The organism is Mycobacterium sp. NGS24 (genome assembly GCF_059813065.1).
This window is the reverse complement of record NZ_JCALDW010000001.1, coordinates 649,011-665,727: the sequence shown is the minus strand read 5'-3', so window position 1 is coordinate 665,727 and position 16,717 is coordinate 649,011. Positions and strand designations below refer to the sequence as shown.

The window sequence follows — 16,717 nt, the reverse complement described above, 5'->3', positions numbered from 1 at the left end:
CGGTATGGGCAAGTTCGCCAAAGCAGAGATCGAGGAAGCCGTCCGCCACTACACGACCGTCGTCGAAGGATGCTCCGCGTCGGGCGATTGGCGCCCCTTCGCGGATCTGTTCACCGAGGACGTGGTCTACACCGAGCATCACTACGGGACCTTCCACGGTCGCGAGGAGGTGCGCGAATGGATCGTCTCCGTGATGGCGCCGTTCCCGCACATGCGGTTTCCCTCGGACTGGACCGCCTACGACGAAGACAACGATGCCGTGGTGATCATGATCAGGAACCTGCTCGATCACCCCACCGACCCCGACGGAGAGCCGTTCTGGTTCCCGAACTGGACCCGGCTGGTCTACGCCGGCGACGGTCTGTTCAGCAGCGAAGAGGACATCTACAACCCCAACCGTGACGCGCCCGGCGTCGTCGGCGCCTGGCTGGAGGCCGGCGGCCGGTTCGCGTCCACGAAGTTCCCCGAACCCAAGGCCTAGCTCGAGGCCGATGACCGCTTGCGCCGGCGCGAGCGGGCAGCGTTCAGCGCCTGCTGCCAGGCCAACGATGTCGCGGCCTTGAGCATGGCCGGCCGGGCGCTGTCCCTGGACAACAGCGCGGTGGCGGCGGCTTTGGTGGTGGCCGATGCCTTGGACAGATGGCCGCTGTCGAACGGTGGCTGCGGGTCGTACTCGAGGGCCAGCTGGATCGCCTTGGCGCGGCCTTCCCCGCCCATCTGACCGGCCAGCCACAGGCCGAGGTCGAGACCCGCGGAAACTCCCGCGCTGGTGATGATGTTGTCCTCGTGCACAATTCGTTCGTCGGTGACGGGAATCGCGCCAAACGCTTTCAGTGCCGGGATGGTCAGCCAGTGCGACGTCGCGCGCCGGCCCTTGAGCAGGCCGGCGGCCGCCAGAATCACCGATCCAGAGCACACCGACGTGGTCCAGCTCGCCGTCCGATGTGCTTGGCGCAGCCACTCGAGCAGCTTCTCATCGCGGGCGTGCACCGGTGTCCCGGGCCCGCCCGGCACCAGAATCACGTCGGGGGAGGGCGTTTCGGCCAGCGAGTGCGTGGCGCCGATCACCAGCACTCCGGAGTCGGCGGTGACCGGCCCGACGTCGTGCCAGACGAAGCGCACCTCGGTGTGCGGCAGCTGGCGCAGGATCTCGTAGGGCCCGATCATGTCGAGTGCGGTGAAATCCGGGTAGGCCACGAAGGCGATCTGGGTCATCGGGATTCTCCTAGCGTGTGGATATGGGTCAGACGAACGCTTTGCGGTACTGGTCGGGCGGGATGCCGATCCGGCGAATGAAGTTGCGCCGCATGGTTTCCGCCGTCCCGAAGCCGCAGCGCGAAGCGATTGCCACGACGGTGTCGTCGGTCTCCTCCAACTGACGACGCGCGGCCTCGGTGCGGATCCGCTCGACGTACTGCCCGGGCGCCTCACCGATCTCCTCGGTGAACACCCGGGTGAAATGCCGAGGGCTCATCGCCGCCCGCCGGGCCAGGTCCTCGACGCTGTGCGATGCGCCGGGCTCGGACTCGATGGCCTCCTGCACGTCGCGGATCGACGTCCGTTTCGCGCGCGGCATCCACACCGGTGCGGCGAACTGGGTCTGGCCCCCGGGCCGGCGCAGATAGAGCACCAGCCAGCGGGCCACCGTCTGCGCAATCTCGGTGCCGTGGTCGTCCTCGACCAGCGACAGCGCCAGGTCGATGCCTGCGGCGACACCGGCGGCTGTCCATATCCGTTCGCTGCTGCGCACGAAGATCGGGTCGGGATCGACCTCGATGTTCGGGAACTCTGTGGCCAACCGGTCGGCGAACGCCCAGTGCGTGGTGGCCCGATGCCCGTCCAACAATCCGGCTTCGGCGGCCAGGAATGCTCCCGTGCAGACGGTGACGACGCGTCGTGCGGTCCGGGCCACTGCTTTGATCCAGTCCACGAATCCGGCGTCGGCCCGTGCGGCGTCGACGCCGCCACCACCGGGCAGCACCACGGTGTCGATGCGTTCGCGCGGGGCGGGAAGGGGCGCGGCGGTGAAGCCCAGCCCGGTGGCCGTGGTGACCGGTTGTCCATTGGCCGCGGCCACCACGACGTCGTATCCGCCTTCGGTCAGCAACGAAGCGCCGGTGAACACTTCGTAGGGCCCGATCACATCGAGCGCCTGCACCCCCGGGAAGCCGACGATGACGATTTTTCGTGCCATGGCCTCAGTCTTGGCCAACAAAACCATGTCGTCTACGCCATGGTGCCAACAAAATAAGACATGCGGACCCGGGCACAGCCCCGGGCCGGCACCTTGGCAGACTGTGGGCATGGCACAGATAACCTTGCGCGGAAATGCGATCAACACCGTCGGCGAGCTTCCCGCCGTCGGGTCCCCGGCACCTGACTTCACCCTGACCGGTGGCGATCTGGGCCCGGTCAGCAGCGATCAGTTCAACGGTAAATCCGTGCTGCTCAACATCTTTCCCTCGGTCGATACACCGGTCTGCGCCAAGAGCGTGAAGACGTTCAATGAGCGCGCCGGCGCCACCGGGGCATCGGTGGTGTGCGTATCCAAGGACCTGCCGTTCGCGCAGAAGCGGTTCTGCGGTGCCGAGGGCACCGAGAACGTGACGACAGGATCGGCGTTCCGGGACAGTTTCGGCGAGGACTACGGCGTCACCATCGCCGATGGCCCGATGGCCGGACTGCTGGCCCGCGCCGTCGTGGTGATCGGTGCCGACGGCAAGGTCGCCTACACCGAGTTGGTGCCTGAGATCGCGCAGGAGCCCGACTACGACGCGGCGCTGGCCGCGTTGGGCGGGTAATCCGGCCTAACCCCGCGAGGACCTGTCCAGCCGGTCTGCGGTCGCGGTCAGCACCTCCTGGCAGCCGGCCCACATCGCGGTGATGATGTCGGCGGCCGACGGCAGATCCTCGATACGGCCGGCGACCTGACCGGTGTTGGCGACACTGGCGTCCATGTCGCCGTCGAAGTAAAGCCGTTGCACCCGCTGCAGGGCGGCACTGCCCTCGGCCAAAGACGCTGAAGCGTCCAGCTTTCCGGCAGCAGCGGTGCGGATGACCCGCATCATTCTTCTGCCGTCCAGGGGGAGCAGCACGGTGCCCGTCTCGTCGGCGCGCACCACCGCGTCCTTGAGGTTGCCGTGCACCGGCGAGTCCGCCGAGGCCAGTAACCGGGTGCCCATCTGCACGCCTTCCGCCCCGAGGACGAGCGCGGCGGCCATCGACCGCGCATCGCAGATGCCTCCCGCGGCCACGATCGGGATGTCGACGTGGGCCGCGACCAACGGCAACAGCACCATGGTCGAGGCGCCGAACCGGTTCTTGAAGCCACCGCCCTCGACACCTTCGACGATGAGGCCGTCCACGCCGGCGTCGACGGCTTTCCGGGCGGCAGCCAGGGTACCCACCACGTGAAAGACGGTGATACCCGCGTCGTGCAGGCGGGCAGTGAACAGCGCGGGGTCCCCGGCTGAAGTGGTCACGAAGCGAATTCCGTTGTCTACCAACAGATCTACCATGGCCGGGTCGCGGTTAAACAGCAGCGCGATGTTGGCCCCGACCGGCCGGTCGGTGAGGTCGCGCACCCGGCGCAGATCGGCCCGGCCCTGCTCGGAGGTGGTCTCGATGATGCCGAGACCACCGGCGTTGGACACCGCCGCGGCCAGTTGCGCACCGGCGATGTAGGTCATCGGCGCTTGCATGATCGGGATAGCGATCCGCGCGAGCGCCGCGACCCGGTTCGTAGTCCGGGCCCTGTCAATCACGATGTGAACCTCCGGATTCGGCGCCGCGTGGATCGATGAGGTCGCGAAAACTCTCCGCTCGGTGCACGGACGCACCGAGACTGCGGACGCGGTCGGCCAGCCCCTTGTCCGATGTCACGACACGAATCTCGCCGGGTCGGGCGGCTGCCTGCACCAGCCGGACGATCTCGTCGTCGGCTGAGTTCGCCGCCGCCCTGGGTGCATGCGCCACATCGATCACCGAGGACCCGATCGCGGTGGCCGGCGGGCGTTCGAAGACCACCGTCACCCGGTCTGCCGGCGGCGCCCACTTCTCGAGTCGCTGCACCAGCACGGTCATGGCGCGCTGGCGGTCTTTCCACCATCCGTCGGGGCGACAGCCGATCACATTCATCCCGTCGATGATCCAGCGCACACCTCACGGTACGAGACGCTTATAACCACCTGCGTTTGCGGGACCGCTGGGCGACTTGAGCCTGGACGTTCTCCTCCATGACGCCCAAGGCATTGATGACTTCCAGTTGAGACAGAATCATCAGTCCGTTGAGCTGTTTGAGTCGTTCCGGGTTGTTTTCGATCGACTCTTCGTCGTCGACGTAGACAAGCAGAAAGTTGCGCAACGCCTGGCTGCCGGTCATCCGCTCGGGGACCTTCATGTTCCGCAGGATGGAAACCATGTCAGGTTCGTCGGTCACAACATCGCTCCTTCGCGATCGAGTGTCAGCCCCCTAGCGTAGGAGACCGCCGTCACGCTCAGAGCAGGCGCTCACCGGCGTCGTCGGTAACCTCCCGACGGTCGTCGTCCTGATTCTCAGCCGGCCCGTTGGCGGACGCCAATCCCGCTTTCGAGGCGCCACCGGCGGGTGCGCCGGCACCCATTCCGCTTCCCAGGGGGGCACCCCCACCCATCGCCGACGAGCCCGCGCTGGCCACCGCCGATGTCATCGGCGACGACGCTGCTTCAGCGACGCCGGCAACCACCGGGCTCCCGGCGGCCGCGCTCAGCGGGCTCTGCAACGCCGCTGCGCTGGCCACTCCGCTGCCGCTCACACCGCTCATCGAGGCCAACCTGGACATCGGCGTCGAACTGAACGCCAGCGCGCCCGCAGCGACGTCGTCGGACTCGCCGTACATGCGCGCGATATCGGTCAGCGCAGTCCCGGTGCGCATCAACTCTTCCTGAGCGGCGGTGTTGGAGGCCAGCATGGTGGCAGCTTCCTGCGCGAAGGCGAGCACCGCTTGCGCTGACACCTCTTCACCGCCGGCGGGGATGAGCCCGCTCAGCACCGACATGGCTGCGGTCGAGGCGGCGCTGATGCCCTGGCTACCGATGTCGACCAGCTGCGAACCGATATCACCGGCGGCAGGATTGTGGGACAGGGAATCCATTGCCATTGCGTGCTGCTCCTGTGTTCTGTAGGCGACTCCGACATGGTGATCGCAAGCGCGGCGGGGCCGCGCGTGACGGGTCACCCTCATCAGGTCACCGCGCTATAACACATCAATTCTAAGGTGCTCCTGGCCACCCGGATGCACCTTTTCGAGACCATGAGCACAATGCGCAAAACCGCAGAATCGTCGCTTATTCCGACTATCGCCCACAAGCGGGACATGTCGGTATCGGCCCCCTAGTTTCGATCTCAGCACGCATCGCAATTGTCGCGGTGCCGAATGGCAGAGTCGCCGATTTCAACACGCGGAGGAAATTCTGCACTGCAGGAAATCAGGAGTACACACATGCAGACCATGACATTTCATCCGGTCGTCGGCGACATTGGCGGCCAGGTGGTCCAGATCGGCATCAGTTCCCTGCAGGCCGGGGACCGGGCGGGCATGTCGGTGACCGGGCTCGCCCCGGCCGGCGCCGACGAGGTGTCGGTGCAGGCAGTCATGGCATTTCACGCCGAGGCCGCTGCGATGTTGGACTTGCACCGGGCTGCCCAGCAAGAACTCATGCGGGCCGGTGCGGCATTGACCCAGATCGCGCAGACCTACAGCGCCGTCGACCAAATGGCCGCCAATTCTGTGGCCATTCCGATGTCGAATCCCTGGATCGGCGAATAATTGCCGAGCCGGTGGTGACTGCCCGCAATTCTCAGTGCGGAATCCGAGCCGCGCGGTTGGCATTCGCAGAGAATTCCTGCTCGGGACGACCGGTGGTTCCGTAGCGCAGCCCGACGGAGACCTCCCCGGTGGTGGCCAGCGAGGCCAGGTACCGCTGGGCGGTAGCCCTCGAGATGCCGATCGCCGCGGACACCTCGGCCGCCGACATCGGCGTGGACGCAGCTTGCAGCGCTTGCACCACCAGTTTCTTGGTGGGGGAGGCCACAGCGGTGGACGACTGGACCGCGGCAACCCTGGGCCGCAACGCCTCCAGCGCGGCATCGACGTCACTGGCACCCAGATTGGGGCTGGACAGGATTTTCCGGTAGCGGGCATAGCCGGCGAGCCGGGCGGCCAATTCAGTGGTAGGGAACGGCTTGACCAGATACGTCAGCGCGCCGGCGGCCAACGCGGCGCGGATCGTCTCTGCCTCGGTAGCCGCCGTCAACATCATTGCGTCGCTGCTCAATTCGCGCACGAAGTCGACGCCGGAGCCGTCAGGCAGGTACACATCGACCAGTGCCAGGTCCACGGCTGCCGTCTCGCGAGCCGCCGCGAGCGTGTTGGCACTGGCGACCACCGTGAAACCTGGCATGGCATCGACGATTCCGGCATGCATGTTGGCGACCCGGAAGTCGTCGTCGACCACCAACACGGTCAGGTCTGCGCTGCCCACTGCTCCTCCTCAGTCATCACACCCGGAAGCCGGGCGATGAACTCGGCCCCGGTGAGCCGTTGTCCGGCAACCGGATTCCCCGGACTCGCCAGCCACAGGTCGCCACCCAGCGCGCGGCTGATCTGACGCGACAACGCCAGTCCGATGCCGCGCCCACCCGGTATCCCGGAGTCCGGCTTCGTCGAGGTGCCCTCGGTGAAAAGCTGTTCGACGAAGTCGCCGGCCACCCCGTCACCGCTATCGGCGACCGTAATGTGCAGCGTCGAATCTTCCTGCAGCAGCTCGACTTCCACTTCCTTGCGGGCGTTGTTGCCGGCACGGGCAGCGTCGATGGCGTTGTCCACCAGGTTGCCCACCACGGTGGTCACGTCCACCGGCAGTTCCAGCCGGCCCGATACCCAGGTGTTCTCGCCGATCACCAGCGTGACACCGGCCTCGCGCGCGGTCGCCGCCTTCGCCGCCAGAAATGCCTGCAGATGCGTGTCGTGAATCGCTTCGAGGCCGGGGACCGCCGAACCGAGCGGACCAGAACCGAGCAGTTCCTCCAAATATTGCAGACCCTCCTGGACATGGCCGGTGTGCAACAGTCCGTTCAGCAGATGGAGCCGGTTGGCGAATTCGTGGCGCTGTGCCCGCAACGCGGTGCTCATCACCTGCACCGCGTCGAGTTGCCGGGTGAGCGACTCGACATCGGTGCGGTCGCGTACCACCAGCACGGTTCCCAACTCGCGGCCATCGCGCTGCACCTTCCGCGCCGAGACAACGACGATGCGCTGACCGACGGTGGCCAGAGTCGGCGCGGTCGCGGCCTGCTCCGAGGCAGCTTTGAACACGTCGAGAACACGTGGTGTCAAACCGATTTCGACGATATTCCTCCCGAGTTCGTTCCCGATCTGCAGCAGCCGGCAGGCCTCGTCATTGACGAACGTGATGCTGCCGCCCTGGTCGGTGGCCAGCACCCCCTCACCGATGCCGTGCAACACGGCCGCCTGGGTACGGACCAGCTCCGCCATTTCCGCCGGCCGCAGACCCAGGGTGAGCCCACGCCATCGCCGCGCCAGGGCCACCGAGCCGACGACGCCGATCAGCAGGGCCGCGCCGCCCAGCGGCGCGAGTACGCGCAGGTTCTTGGAAAACTGCTCGTCGAAAGCCTTGGTGGAGATACCGACGCTGACCATGCCCAGCACTCGAGTGCTGCCCGGTTCCACCACCGGCACTTTAGCGACGATGGAACGTCCGAGCGTGCCTGACTCATGAACAACCTGTTCGTGTCCCGCGAGCGCCTGGCCGGGATCGGTGCTGACCCGGCGGGCCAGTTCGTCGCGGTGGGGGTGCGCCAGCCGGATGCCGTCGGCGTTGCTGATGACGACGAACAAGACGTGGGTGCGCTGCTGGACCCGGGAAGCGACGGTCTGCAGCGGACCGGCTGCGAGTTCGTCGACGGTCGCAGGGTCGGCGGACACCGGGGTGGCGTCGTAGCGCGAGATCGTATTCAGCACGGTCGGGGATGACGCCACGACGCGGGCGATATCCATTGCGTGAACGCCGTATTGAAGGTCCAGGCGGTGCCGGTTGAACTGAGCGAACAACACGAACGCGACGATCAGGGTCAGGGTGACCAGGACCAGTTGCAGCAGCAGGATGCGGCTGGCGAGCCGCAGGTCGATGCGCCCCCGGGTGGGCATGAGGGGACGCTACCACGTTAGCTGAGCAGAATGCGCAAAAGTCGCTGGCTGCTAGAGATGTCAGGACCCTTCGGGATAGGTCTGGTCCCGGCGGGCGTCCATGAACTCGACACCGGCGGCTGCCCTACGATCGGCCCATGCGTGACTCGAAGATCCTGATCACCGGGGCCACCGGCCAGGTTGCCGCCCCGATCGCCCAGGCCCTGGCGGCCGACAACGAGGTGTGGGGCATCGCCCGGTTCACCGACCCGGTCGCGCGCACCCGCCTCGAGCAGGCCGGCGTGCGCTGCGAGACAGTCAATCTGGCCGCCGGAGATTTCACCGCGCTGCCCTCAGACTTCGACTATGTGCTCAATCTGGCGGTGGCCAAGAGCGGACGGTGGGATAAGGATCTGGCCGCCAACGCTGAATCCGTCGGCCTGTTGATGGCCCACTGCCGCACCGCAAAAGCGTTCCTGCACTGCTCTTCTGCGGCTGTCTACGACCCGCCCGACGACGAAGTGCGCACCGAGCGCGCGGCCCTGGGCGACAACCACAAACCTCTGTTCCCCACCTATTCGATCTCCAAGATCGCCGGTGAGACCGTCGCGCGCACCACCGCGCGCATCCTCGGAGTGCCGACCACGATCGCCCGCCTCAACGTTCCGTACGGCGACAACGGTGGCTGGCCGTTCTACCACATGGAGATGATGCTGGGCGGCATCCCGATCCCGGTCCCGCCCGGCGGCCCGGCACTCTACAACCCGATCCACCAGGATGACATCATCGCCACCATCCCGAAACTGCTTGCTGCGGCATCGGTTCCGGCCATCACGGTGAACTGGGCCGGCGACCAGATGGTCAGCATCCAGGACTGGTGCGGCTACCTCGGCACGCTCGTCGGTCGCGAGCCGACGTTCAACGAGAGCGACCAGGCACTCCGCGGCAACCCCGTCGACGTGACCTTCCTGCACGAGCTGACCGGCACCGGCAGCACGGTGGACTGGCACGACGGCTTGCGTCGCATGGCGGCCAAGTTCCATCCGGATCTCGTCGAGGCATAGGGGACTCGGTACCTGTACCGTGTGGGACTCCGACTCCGCTGCAGCCGAACGTATTCGGCTATTCGCGCGTCGCTCATCGGCAATGCAGGCCCGCTTTCGTCAGTAGATCGAAACAGCCCAGGGTTGGGTGCAGAATGAGCCGAATCCAAGGAGAGTCAGATCCGCTGCAATTCGATGACCGGGATGACGCGGTCGGTCTGGTGCTGGTACCCGCCGAAGCCCGGCGCCTGCTCGACGATGCGCGGGTAGATGTCGTCACGCTCGTCACGCGGCAATTCGCGGGCCTGCACGTCGTAGGCGTCGGTGCCGATTTCGATGTGCGCCTGCGGGTGTGCCCGCAGGTTGTGTAGCCAGGCGGGATCCACGTCGGCGCCGGCGTACGAGCCGACGATGAAGCGTTTGCCGTCGATGTCGAACGTCATCACCGGGTTGACGCGCTCCGCGCCGGATTTGGCCCCGGTGGTGTGCAGAAGTAGCAACGTGGCTCCTTCGAACGGCCCGCCGACCTTGCCCCCGTTTGCGCGGAACTCCTTGATGATGTCAGCGTTTCCTGACACCTCGGGCTTATCTGCCATCTCGACCTCCTTGCTCATCGGTTTTCAACGATGAAGCTCGACAGAACGTCGGCGAGTTGCTCCCCGCGGTCCTCCTGCAGGAAGTGCGCCGCACCCTCGATGCGTACCTGTTCGTCAACGCTCGGAATCAGATCGCAGAACAGTTGTCCCGACCTGGGGTAGGGGAAGACCGGGTCGGTATCCGAAAACGCTACCAGTGCAGGCTTATTCCAGCGCGACAGCTCGTCGGTGACCATCCGCATCTGCTCGACGCCGGGCGCATCGTCAGTAATTGGGACCAGCAGCGGGAACTGGGCGGCACCCGCTTTCGACTCGACGGTCGGAAACGGCGCGTCATATGCGGCAACCACATCGTCGGGCAACTCGGTTGTGGTGCCGGTCTGAATGACGAAGCCGACCGGCAGATCCGAGTTCTTCTCGGCAAAGTCGCGCCAGGCCATGAATCCTTTCGAGACCCGGCCGGTGAACAGGCCGGTGTTCATGATCATGAGCGCGCGGACCCTGGCCGCGTTCTGCACCGCCCACCGCAACCCGATCGGACCGCCCCAGTCCTGAACGACCACGGTGGCATCGTCGATATCAAGTGCGCCGAGCACTGTGGCGATGCACTCGCTGTGCCGGTCGTAGGTATACCAACGGCGGTCGGTGGGCTTGTCGGAGCGTCCGAATCCGACGAGATCGGGCACGATCACCCGGTGCCCGGCAGCGACCAGCGGCGGAAACATCGTGCGATACAGGAACGCCCAACTCGGCTCGCCGTGGAAGCACACGATCGGCGACCCGTCGCGCGGACCTTCGTCGAGATAGTGCAACCGCAGACCGTCGACATCGCAGTAGTTCGGCGCGAAGTCGTATCCGGGCAGGCCCTCAAACCTCGCGTCGGGGGTGCGGTACACCTCGGAAATGGGCATCGAGGACGCCTCTAGGTGATTTTCACCATAAGCTTGCCGACGTTCTTGCCATCGAAGAGCATGTTGATCGCTGTCGGCAACTGCTCGAAGCCTTCCACCACCGTCTCCAGCGGGGTGAGTTTGCCATCGGCGATCAATCCGGCGATCTCACTGATCGCCTCGGGTGCGCGGCCGAAGTGGTCCAGGACGATGAAACCCTGCACGGTCGCGCGCTGGATGAGCAGGTTGCCGAACGCACGCGGCCCGGGCGGTGGTGAGGCATCGTTATACCCCGATATCAGGCCGCACAACGCAACCCGCGCACCGATATTCAGGCGCGCGAAGATGGCGTCCATGATGTCGCCGCCGACATTCTCGAAGTCGATGTCGATGCCGTCGGGCGTCGCCGCGGCCAACTGGGCGTTCCAGTCGTCGGCCTTGTAGTCGACAGCGGCGTCGAAGCCCAGTTGGTCGGTCAACAGCGCGCACTTCTCCGGGCCGCCTGCAATCCCGACGACGCGAGCACCGTCCGCCTTGGCGAGTTGGCCGGCCACCGAACCCACCGCACCGGCGGCCGCCGATACCACCACCGTCTCACCGGGCTTCGGCTTGCCGATGTCCCGGATGCCGATCCAGGCGGTCAGCCCGGTCATCCCGAGCGCGCCCATGTAGGCGCTGGGGGAGACGCCGTCGGCAACCTCGACCGGCATCAACGGCGTGGTGTCGGACGCGACCACGTACTCCTGCCAGCCGACCAGCCCCTGCACGATCTGGCCGACCGAATAGTTGGGGTTGTTCGACGCGACGACCTCGCCGATCCCGCCGGCACGCATGACTTCGCCGATGCCGACCGGAGGAAGGTAGGTCGGAGTGTCAGTGATCCACATGCGGTTGGTCGGGTCGAGTGAAATCCAGTCGACCCGGACCAGCGCCTCCCCGTCGGTGATGTCGGGGACCGGTTGCTCGCTGAGCTCGAAGGTGTCCGGTCCGATGCGTCCGGTGGGGCGTTCGCGCAGCAGAAAACGTCGGTTGGCCATGAGCGAAACGGTACCCATCGCAGCTCGGGGACTTGTCACCGGTGAGTGCTACAACGTGAGCTATGTCAGAAACCGGCTCAAATCAGCGCACGGCAACGTGCCATGAGTGATGCAGATAACTGCCCGATTGCAAATTCACGGCAAATTCTCATCTTCTGACACGGTTAGGTCACAGCTTTGCTGGGCATGCTTGCGTAGCAGAGCAACAAAAGGCAAGTCAAATCATCGCTCGGGGAATCTAGAAGGAGTTGACAATCGTGGCGAATGCATCAGGTGCGACGGTGATCGACCTCCAATCGCACCCGCTCTGGACTGCAGCTCAGCGTCGGGAGCGCCAGCTCCAAGACGCGATGCGTCGCCACCCGGCTTATATCGGCAGGCAGCGCGCGCTCGCCGCGGGGCAGATTCCACAGGCCGACGGCCACGGCGCTCGGCGCTACCGCACCGCCAACGAGCCCGCTTAGTACCCGCGCTCGACATCGCGCGCACTTTTGCGCACCATCTGACGAACTGTATCTCCTTCGGCGGGACGGCTCACCGCCGCACATACGGATTTGCTGCGGAATTCGCAGCGCGTCACCCCCTCTATCCTGTTGCGGACAACCAGGGGAGACCAGCATGCCCGATACGCCGGCCACCACGCGCGCCGCATTTACCGGGATCAGTTCCCGGGCCTGGGAGCATCCCGCCGACCGAACTGCCTTGTCGGCGCTGCGACGGCTCAAGGGTTTCGACCAGATACTCAAGCTGCTGTCCAGCGCGCTGAGGGAACGACAACACCGGCTGTTGTACCTGGCCAGCGCCGCCCGAGTGGGATCCCGCCAGTTCGCCGACCTCGACGTATTGCTCGAACAGTGCACTGACGTCCTCGATGCGCCCGGCAAGCCGGAGCTATTCGTGATCCAGTCACCCGAGGCCAACGCCTACACGATCGGGATGGACGAGCCGTTCATCGTGCTCACCTCTGGGCTGTACGAGTTGATGACCCACGACGAGCTGCGCTTCGTCATCGGCCACGAACTCGGCCACGCTTTGTCCGGTCACGCGGTGTACCGCACGATGATGATGCATCTGATGCGGCTGACGCGGTCCTTCGGCTTCATGCCGATCGGCGGTTGGGCGCTGCGGGCGATCGTCGCGGCGCTACTGGAATGGCAGCGCAAGTCCGAGCTGTCCGGCGACCGTGCCGGGCTGTTGTGCAGCCAGGACCTGGACACCGCGATCCGCGTCCAGATGAAGCTCGCTGGCGGAAATCGACTGGACAAACTGGACTCGCAGGCTTTCCTGGCCCAGGCACGCGAGTACGAAAAGGCCGGCGAGATGCGCGACGGGGTGCTCAAACTGCTCAACTTGGAGTTGCAGACCCACCCGTTCTCGGTACTGCGCGCCGCCGCCTTGACTCAGTGGGTCGACACCGGCGGCTACGCCAAGATACTGGCCGGCGACTATCCCCGCAGGGTCGACGACGACAACGCTTCGTTCGCCGAGGACCTCGGCGAGGCGGCCCGCCAATACAAGGACGGTTTCGACCAGTCCGACGACCCGCTGATCAAAGGCATCCGCGACGGTCTCGGCGGCATCGTCGACGGCGTGGGCCGGGCTGCGACCAGCGCGGCTGATTCCTTGGGCCGCAAGATCAACGAGTGGCGGCAGAAACCAGGCACCTGAACCGCCGACAGCTACCAGACGCGCACGTAGTCGACGAGCATCTGCGCGGGGTAGGTGCCCGGCCCCGGATCGCCACCACCCGAACCGGCGACAGCCAGGTTCAGGATCGGGAACACCTGGTAGCCGGGGTTGTTGAACGGCCAGTCAGCCAGGGAGTTCGCCGGCACCGTGAAGTACGGCGCCGCACCATCGCTGTAGTCCTGCCAGAACCGCATTCCGGTGTCGTCCCACTGGACTCGCCAGGTGTGCCATGCGCTGTCCAGCGCGAGATTGTGCGTTTTCCACTCCGAGCCGTTCGCTTTCGCGTGCACGGTGGTAGCCGCCGGCCACTTGCCGTTGCCGTACCACTCGACGATGTCGATCTCACCCTGGGCGTCACTGGACAGCCAGAACGCGGGCCACGCACCAGGAGTCAGGCAGTCGAATTTAATCCGGGCTTCCCAGGTGTGCCCGATGCCGCCCTGCCAGGGGCTGAAGATCTTGCCGCCGTAGTAGGTATTGCCGTCCTTGGCCGCACGAATGACGAGATTGGAGTTGCCGTCGATGAATACGTTCTGTCGGTCATCGCGGTATTGCCCGACATGCTCGGGCAACTCCCAGTACGTCGGGTCCTTCATCGTCTCGCGAGCTTTGGACACCGTCCACTTGGCCGGATCGGGAGCTGAGCCGGCCGGACCGTCGAACTCGTCGTGGAAGAGGTAGGTCCCGGCACCGCTGGGCGCTGCCGCGACCTTCGGAGCGGGTACCGCGCTCAGCGCGGCACCGGTCAGCAGGCCCGCCATCTTGAGCATGTGGCGACGATCCATTCCAGGCATTAGCAAGGCACCCTAGCAGCCACGACGAGCGTGGTGAAAGTTCACGGGCAGCCCACCGAATCGTCAGCCGGCCGCCGGCGGCCGGGTCATGAACGTCAATCGGTGCCCGTATGTCGGCGTCTTGCGGCCGTTGCCGGCATTGAAGAACTGGCCGAACGGCGGCGCCATCGGACCGCTGCCGACGGCGGCACCCACGGGCGTCGTCTCCAAGGCGGCCGGGACTGCGTTCCCGGCAGCCGTCGCACCCGAAGCGCCGGTGGCGGTGGTCCAGCTCGCCGGCACCGACAACCCGCTGAGCGGAACCGACCTGCCCAGACTTGCCGTCACGCTGCTGACCTTCGTACCGATATTCGCAGCGGCTGCACTCGCGGCCTTGGCGGCACCTTCGGCTGCCTTGGCCGCGGGGCCCAGGAAATTGGTGATCGCGATAGAACCGCTGCTGGCCTGGCCGAGGGCCTGACCGGACTGGAAAACCGCGGTGATCGACGAGACGTACGGGGTGACGTACTTGGAATACAGCGGGACGATGTCGTCCAACGGCGTGTTGGCTATCAGCCACTGGTCGATGGTGGTGCCGTTGCCGTTCAGGGGCGCCGAAAGCGTCTTGAGCACGTCGGCGACCCGCGGGCTCAACTGCGATCCCAGGTTGTCGAGTTGAGTCTGAATCAGTTGTCCCTCGGACTTGACGACCGCGATGGCCTGGTCGACCAACCCCGTGGGGTCCACCACTTCAGCAGGTGCCGGTAGCTCCGCCAACTCGGTCGCCGCCGCCGAGCTGCCGGCGTAGGTGTACATCGCCGCCGCATCCTGCGCCCAGAATTCCAGGTAGAGCGCCTCGGTCGCCGCGATCGCCGGGGTGTTCTGCCCGAAGAAATTCGTCGCCACCAGCAGAGCGAGTAACGCGCGGTTGGCCGCGATGACCGGCGGCGGCACCGACGCGGTGAACGCCGCCTCGTATGCCGCTGCGGCGGCATAGGACTGGCTAGCGGCCAGCGCGGACTCGTCGGCGCTCAGATCCAGCCAGGCGATGAACGGCGTCACCGCCGCAACCAGCGCCTCGGAGGCCGGCCCCAACCACGGGCCGCTGGTCAGCCCGGTGATGACAGCCCGATGACCCGCCGCGGCGCTTTGCAGGTCAGCGGACAGACCACTCCACGCCGCCGCGGCGGCCAGCAACGGGCCGGAGCCCGGCCCGGTATAGATGCGCCCGGAATTGATTTCGGGCGGCAAAAGGCCAAAGTCGAACATGGCTTCGTCCGGTGAATCCGGGCGTCAGCCGGCGGCGGGGGGCTTGGCCATGACCGACGGCTTGAACCCGTAGGTCGGCTGGTTCCGGCCGTAGCCGCCGTTGACGAACTGCCCGAATGGCGGAGCCATCGGAAAGCTGTTGCCTTCGGCGGCAGCCGGGATCGCCGAGGCGACCCCCGGGTTGGTGGTGGCATGCCACGGCACCCAGTTGGCCGGCGCGGAGAGCCCCCCGATCGGAATCGCCTTGCCCAGACCCGCGGCCACCCCGGCGGCGTTGCCCGCGGCGCTGGCGGCGGCCTGACCGGCTCCGGATGCGGCGGCGCCGGCTGCGGAGGCTGCGCCTTCGGCTGCCTTGGCCGCCGATGCCGCGGGTTTGGCAAAGTTCGCCATCGCGGTCAGGCCGTTGCTGACCTGACCGAAGGACTGCGTCGACTGAATCATCGCGGCCAGCGAACTGACGTACGGCTGCAGATACTTGTTGAAAATCGTGAGTATGTCATCGAGAGGCGTATTGGCCACCAACCACTGATCGATCGCGGCGCCGTTGCCGTTCAGCGGTGCCGACAGTGTCTTCAGGATGTCGCCGACACGTGGACTCACATACGAGCCCACCTCGTTGAGCTGGGTTTGGACCGCTTGACCCTCGGCTTTCAACACCGCGATGGCCTGGTCGACGAGGCCGGTCGGGTCAGCGACTTCGGCCGGCGCAGCCAACTCGGTCAACTGCGTGGCCGCGGCCGCCCTGCTGGCATAGGAGTACATCGCCTGGGAATCCTGCGCCCAGAACTCGGCGTACTGGGCTTCGAGTTGCGAAATCGCGGCGCTGTTCTGACCCAGCAGGTTCGAGGTGATCAACTCCTGGACCAGGGTGCGATTTGCCGTGATCAATGGTGGCGGGACGCTGGCTGCGAATGCCGCCTCGTAGGAGGCCACGGCGGCGCTCGCCTGGCTTGCCGCCTCAGCCGCCTGATCAGCACTGTTGCTCAACCACGCGATGAACGGCGAGACGGCGGACGCGAGGTGCGCTGCGGCGGGCCCGAGCCACGGGCCGCTGGTCAGACTTTCGATCACCGAGCGATGCCCGGTAGCCGCAGCCTGCAGGTCGGCGGCCAAGTCGCTCCAGGCCACCGCGGCCGCGGCCAACGAACCCGCGCCCGGGCCTGCGTAGATGCGCCCGGAGTTGATCTCGGGCGGCAACAATCCGTAGTCGAACATCGTCAGTAACCCCCTGGTG

At 66.1% G+C, this 16,717-nt stretch carries 20 protein-coding genes; 6 read left to right on the top strand and 14 right to left on the bottom strand.

The window, feature by feature from the left end:
- Positions 1 to 4: 4 nt before the first annotated feature.
- A complete protein-coding gene (locus AC5Y6Y_RS03050; RefSeq protein WP_463824260.1) occupies positions 5 to 481 on the top strand; it encodes a nuclear transport factor 2 family protein in 477 nt (158 codons plus the stop codon).
- Here AC5Y6Y_RS03050 and AC5Y6Y_RS03045 read toward each other — a convergent pair.
- Both AC5Y6Y_RS03045 and AC5Y6Y_RS03040 read right to left on the bottom strand, forming a co-directional pair.
- Positions 478 to 1,215, bottom strand: a complete 738-nt coding sequence (locus AC5Y6Y_RS03045; protein WP_499918793.1) for a DJ-1/PfpI family protein — start codon at positions 1,213 to 1,215, stop codon at positions 478 to 480. The two genes, AC5Y6Y_RS03050 and AC5Y6Y_RS03045, sit on opposite strands and share 4 nt — an antisense overlap.
- Before the next feature lie 28 nt (positions 1,216 to 1,243).
- A complete protein-coding gene (locus AC5Y6Y_RS03040; protein WP_499918795.1) occupies positions 1,244 to 2,194 on the bottom strand; it encodes a GlxA family transcriptional regulator in 951 nt (316 codons plus the stop codon).
- A 109-nt stretch (positions 2,195 to 2,303) separates the two neighbouring features.
- On the opposite strand from AC5Y6Y_RS03040, the gene tpx reads away from it, so the two are divergent.
- Positions 2,304 to 2,801 (top strand): thiol peroxidase, encoded by a 498-nt coding sequence (gene tpx / locus AC5Y6Y_RS03035; RefSeq protein WP_463824263.1) that lies wholly within the window; start codon positions 2,304 to 2,306, stop codon positions 2,799 to 2,801.
- A 6-nt stretch (positions 2,802 to 2,807) separates the two neighbouring features.
- On the opposite strand, the gene AC5Y6Y_RS03030 is transcribed toward tpx, so the two are convergent.
- Genes AC5Y6Y_RS03030 through AC5Y6Y_RS03015 form a run of 4 tightly spaced genes read right to left on the bottom strand, consistent with a single transcriptional unit; the run spans position 2,808 to position 5,138 of the window.
- Positions 2,808 to 3,764, bottom strand: a complete 957-nt coding sequence (locus AC5Y6Y_RS03030) for an NAD(P)H-dependent flavin oxidoreductase (RefSeq protein ID WP_499918798.1) — start codon at positions 3,762 to 3,764, stop codon at positions 2,808 to 2,810.
- The gene (locus tag AC5Y6Y_RS03025; RefSeq protein WP_499918799.1) at positions 3,757 to 4,158 is read right to left on the bottom strand and encodes an NYN domain-containing protein; all 402 of its coding nucleotides are present in this window, start codon (positions 4,156 to 4,158) and stop codon (positions 3,757 to 3,759) included. The genes AC5Y6Y_RS03030 and AC5Y6Y_RS03025 overlap by 8 nt, the downstream gene beginning before the upstream one ends.
- A gap of 19 nt (positions 4,159 to 4,177) precedes the next feature.
- Positions 4,178 to 4,438: a hypothetical protein gene (locus AC5Y6Y_RS03020; RefSeq protein ID WP_463824265.1), complete on the bottom strand. Its 261-nt coding sequence runs from the start codon at positions 4,436 to 4,438 to the stop codon at positions 4,178 to 4,180.
- Between the two features lie 58 nt (positions 4,439 to 4,496).
- Entirely contained in the window at positions 4,497 to 5,138 is a 642-nt protein-coding gene (locus tag AC5Y6Y_RS03015) for a PE family protein (protein WP_499918801.1), read from the bottom strand.
- A 342-nt stretch (positions 5,139 to 5,480) separates the two neighbouring features.
- Here AC5Y6Y_RS03015 and AC5Y6Y_RS03010 point away from each other — a divergent pair, with 342 nt between their 5' ends.
- Entirely contained in the window at positions 5,481 to 5,807 is a 327-nt protein-coding gene (locus tag AC5Y6Y_RS03010) for a PE family protein (RefSeq protein WP_499918802.1), read from the top strand.
- 31 nt (positions 5,808 to 5,838) lie between these two features.
- Here the strand turns inward: AC5Y6Y_RS03010 and AC5Y6Y_RS03005 are convergent, their stop codons facing one another.
- Together AC5Y6Y_RS03005 and AC5Y6Y_RS03000 are read right to left on the bottom strand one after the other, a co-directional pair.
- Positions 5,839 to 6,522: a response regulator gene (locus tag AC5Y6Y_RS03005; protein ID WP_499918804.1), complete on the bottom strand. Its 684-nt coding sequence runs from the start codon at positions 6,520 to 6,522 to the stop codon at positions 5,839 to 5,841.
- Positions 6,504 to 8,207, bottom strand: a complete 1,704-nt coding sequence (locus tag AC5Y6Y_RS03000; protein WP_499918806.1) for a sensor histidine kinase — start codon at positions 8,205 to 8,207, stop codon at positions 6,504 to 6,506. Before AC5Y6Y_RS03000 ends, AC5Y6Y_RS03005 begins: the two co-directional genes overlap by 19 nt.
- Positions 8,208 to 8,344: 137 nt before the next feature.
- Between AC5Y6Y_RS03000 and AC5Y6Y_RS02995 the strand changes: the two genes are divergently transcribed.
- Positions 8,345 to 9,250: an NAD-dependent epimerase/dehydratase family protein gene (locus tag AC5Y6Y_RS02995; protein ID WP_499918807.1), complete on the top strand. Its 906-nt coding sequence runs from the start codon at positions 8,345 to 8,347 to the stop codon at positions 9,248 to 9,250.
- 155 nt (positions 9,251 to 9,405) lie between these two features.
- Here the strand turns inward: AC5Y6Y_RS02995 and AC5Y6Y_RS02990 are convergent, their stop codons facing one another.
- The 3 genes from AC5Y6Y_RS02990 to AC5Y6Y_RS02980 are packed head-to-tail and all read right to left on the bottom strand — an operon-like array spanning position 9,406 to position 11,752.
- On the bottom strand, positions 9,406 to 9,825 hold the full coding sequence (locus tag AC5Y6Y_RS02990) for a nitroreductase family deazaflavin-dependent oxidoreductase (protein WP_463824271.1): 420 nt from the start codon (positions 9,823 to 9,825) through the stop codon (positions 9,406 to 9,408).
- Positions 9,826 to 9,839: 14 nt separating this feature from the next.
- Positions 9,840 to 10,736, bottom strand: coding sequence for a haloalkane dehalogenase (locus AC5Y6Y_RS02985; RefSeq protein ID WP_499918808.1), 897 nt, complete (start codon positions 10,734 to 10,736; stop codon positions 9,840 to 9,842).
- A gap of 11 nt (positions 10,737 to 10,747) precedes the next feature.
- Positions 10,748 to 11,752 carry an NADP-dependent oxidoreductase gene (locus AC5Y6Y_RS02980; protein ID WP_463824273.1) on the bottom strand — a complete coding sequence of 335 codons (1,005 nt, stop codon included), beginning with the start codon at positions 11,750 to 11,752 and terminating at the stop codon, positions 10,748 to 10,750.
- Positions 11,753 to 12,009: 257 nt separating this feature from the next.
- On the opposite strand from AC5Y6Y_RS02980, the gene AC5Y6Y_RS02975 reads away from it, so the two are divergent.
- Both AC5Y6Y_RS02975 and AC5Y6Y_RS02970 read left to right on the top strand, forming a co-directional pair.
- Positions 12,010 to 12,216: a hypothetical protein gene (locus AC5Y6Y_RS02975; RefSeq protein WP_463824274.1), complete on the top strand. Its 207-nt coding sequence runs from the start codon at positions 12,010 to 12,012 to the stop codon at positions 12,214 to 12,216.
- Between the two features lie 154 nt (positions 12,217 to 12,370).
- Positions 12,371 to 13,420 (top strand): M48 family metallopeptidase, encoded by a 1,050-nt coding sequence (locus AC5Y6Y_RS02970; RefSeq protein ID WP_499918810.1) that lies wholly within the window; start codon positions 12,371 to 12,373, stop codon positions 13,418 to 13,420.
- Positions 13,421 to 13,431: 11 nt separating this feature from the next.
- Here AC5Y6Y_RS02970 and AC5Y6Y_RS02965 read toward each other — a convergent pair whose 3' ends face one another.
- The 3 genes from AC5Y6Y_RS02965 to AC5Y6Y_RS02955 all read right to left on the bottom strand — a co-directional run bounded on the left by AC5Y6Y_RS02965 (position 13,432) and on the right by AC5Y6Y_RS02955 (position 16,698).
- Complete coding sequence (locus AC5Y6Y_RS02965; protein WP_499918811.1) at positions 13,432 to 14,235, bottom strand: glycoside hydrolase family 16 protein; 804 nt, start codon at positions 14,233 to 14,235, stop codon at positions 13,432 to 13,434.
- A 63-nt stretch (positions 14,236 to 14,298) separates the two neighbouring features.
- Positions 14,299 to 15,483, bottom strand: a complete 1,185-nt coding sequence (locus AC5Y6Y_RS02960) for a PPE family protein (protein ID WP_499918812.1) — start codon at positions 15,481 to 15,483, stop codon at positions 14,299 to 14,301.
- Between the two features lie 24 nt (positions 15,484 to 15,507).
- Positions 15,508 to 16,698, bottom strand: coding sequence for a PPE family protein (locus AC5Y6Y_RS02955; RefSeq protein WP_499918813.1), 1,191 nt, complete (start codon positions 16,696 to 16,698; stop codon positions 15,508 to 15,510).
- Positions 16,699 to 16,717 lie beyond the last annotated feature (19 nt).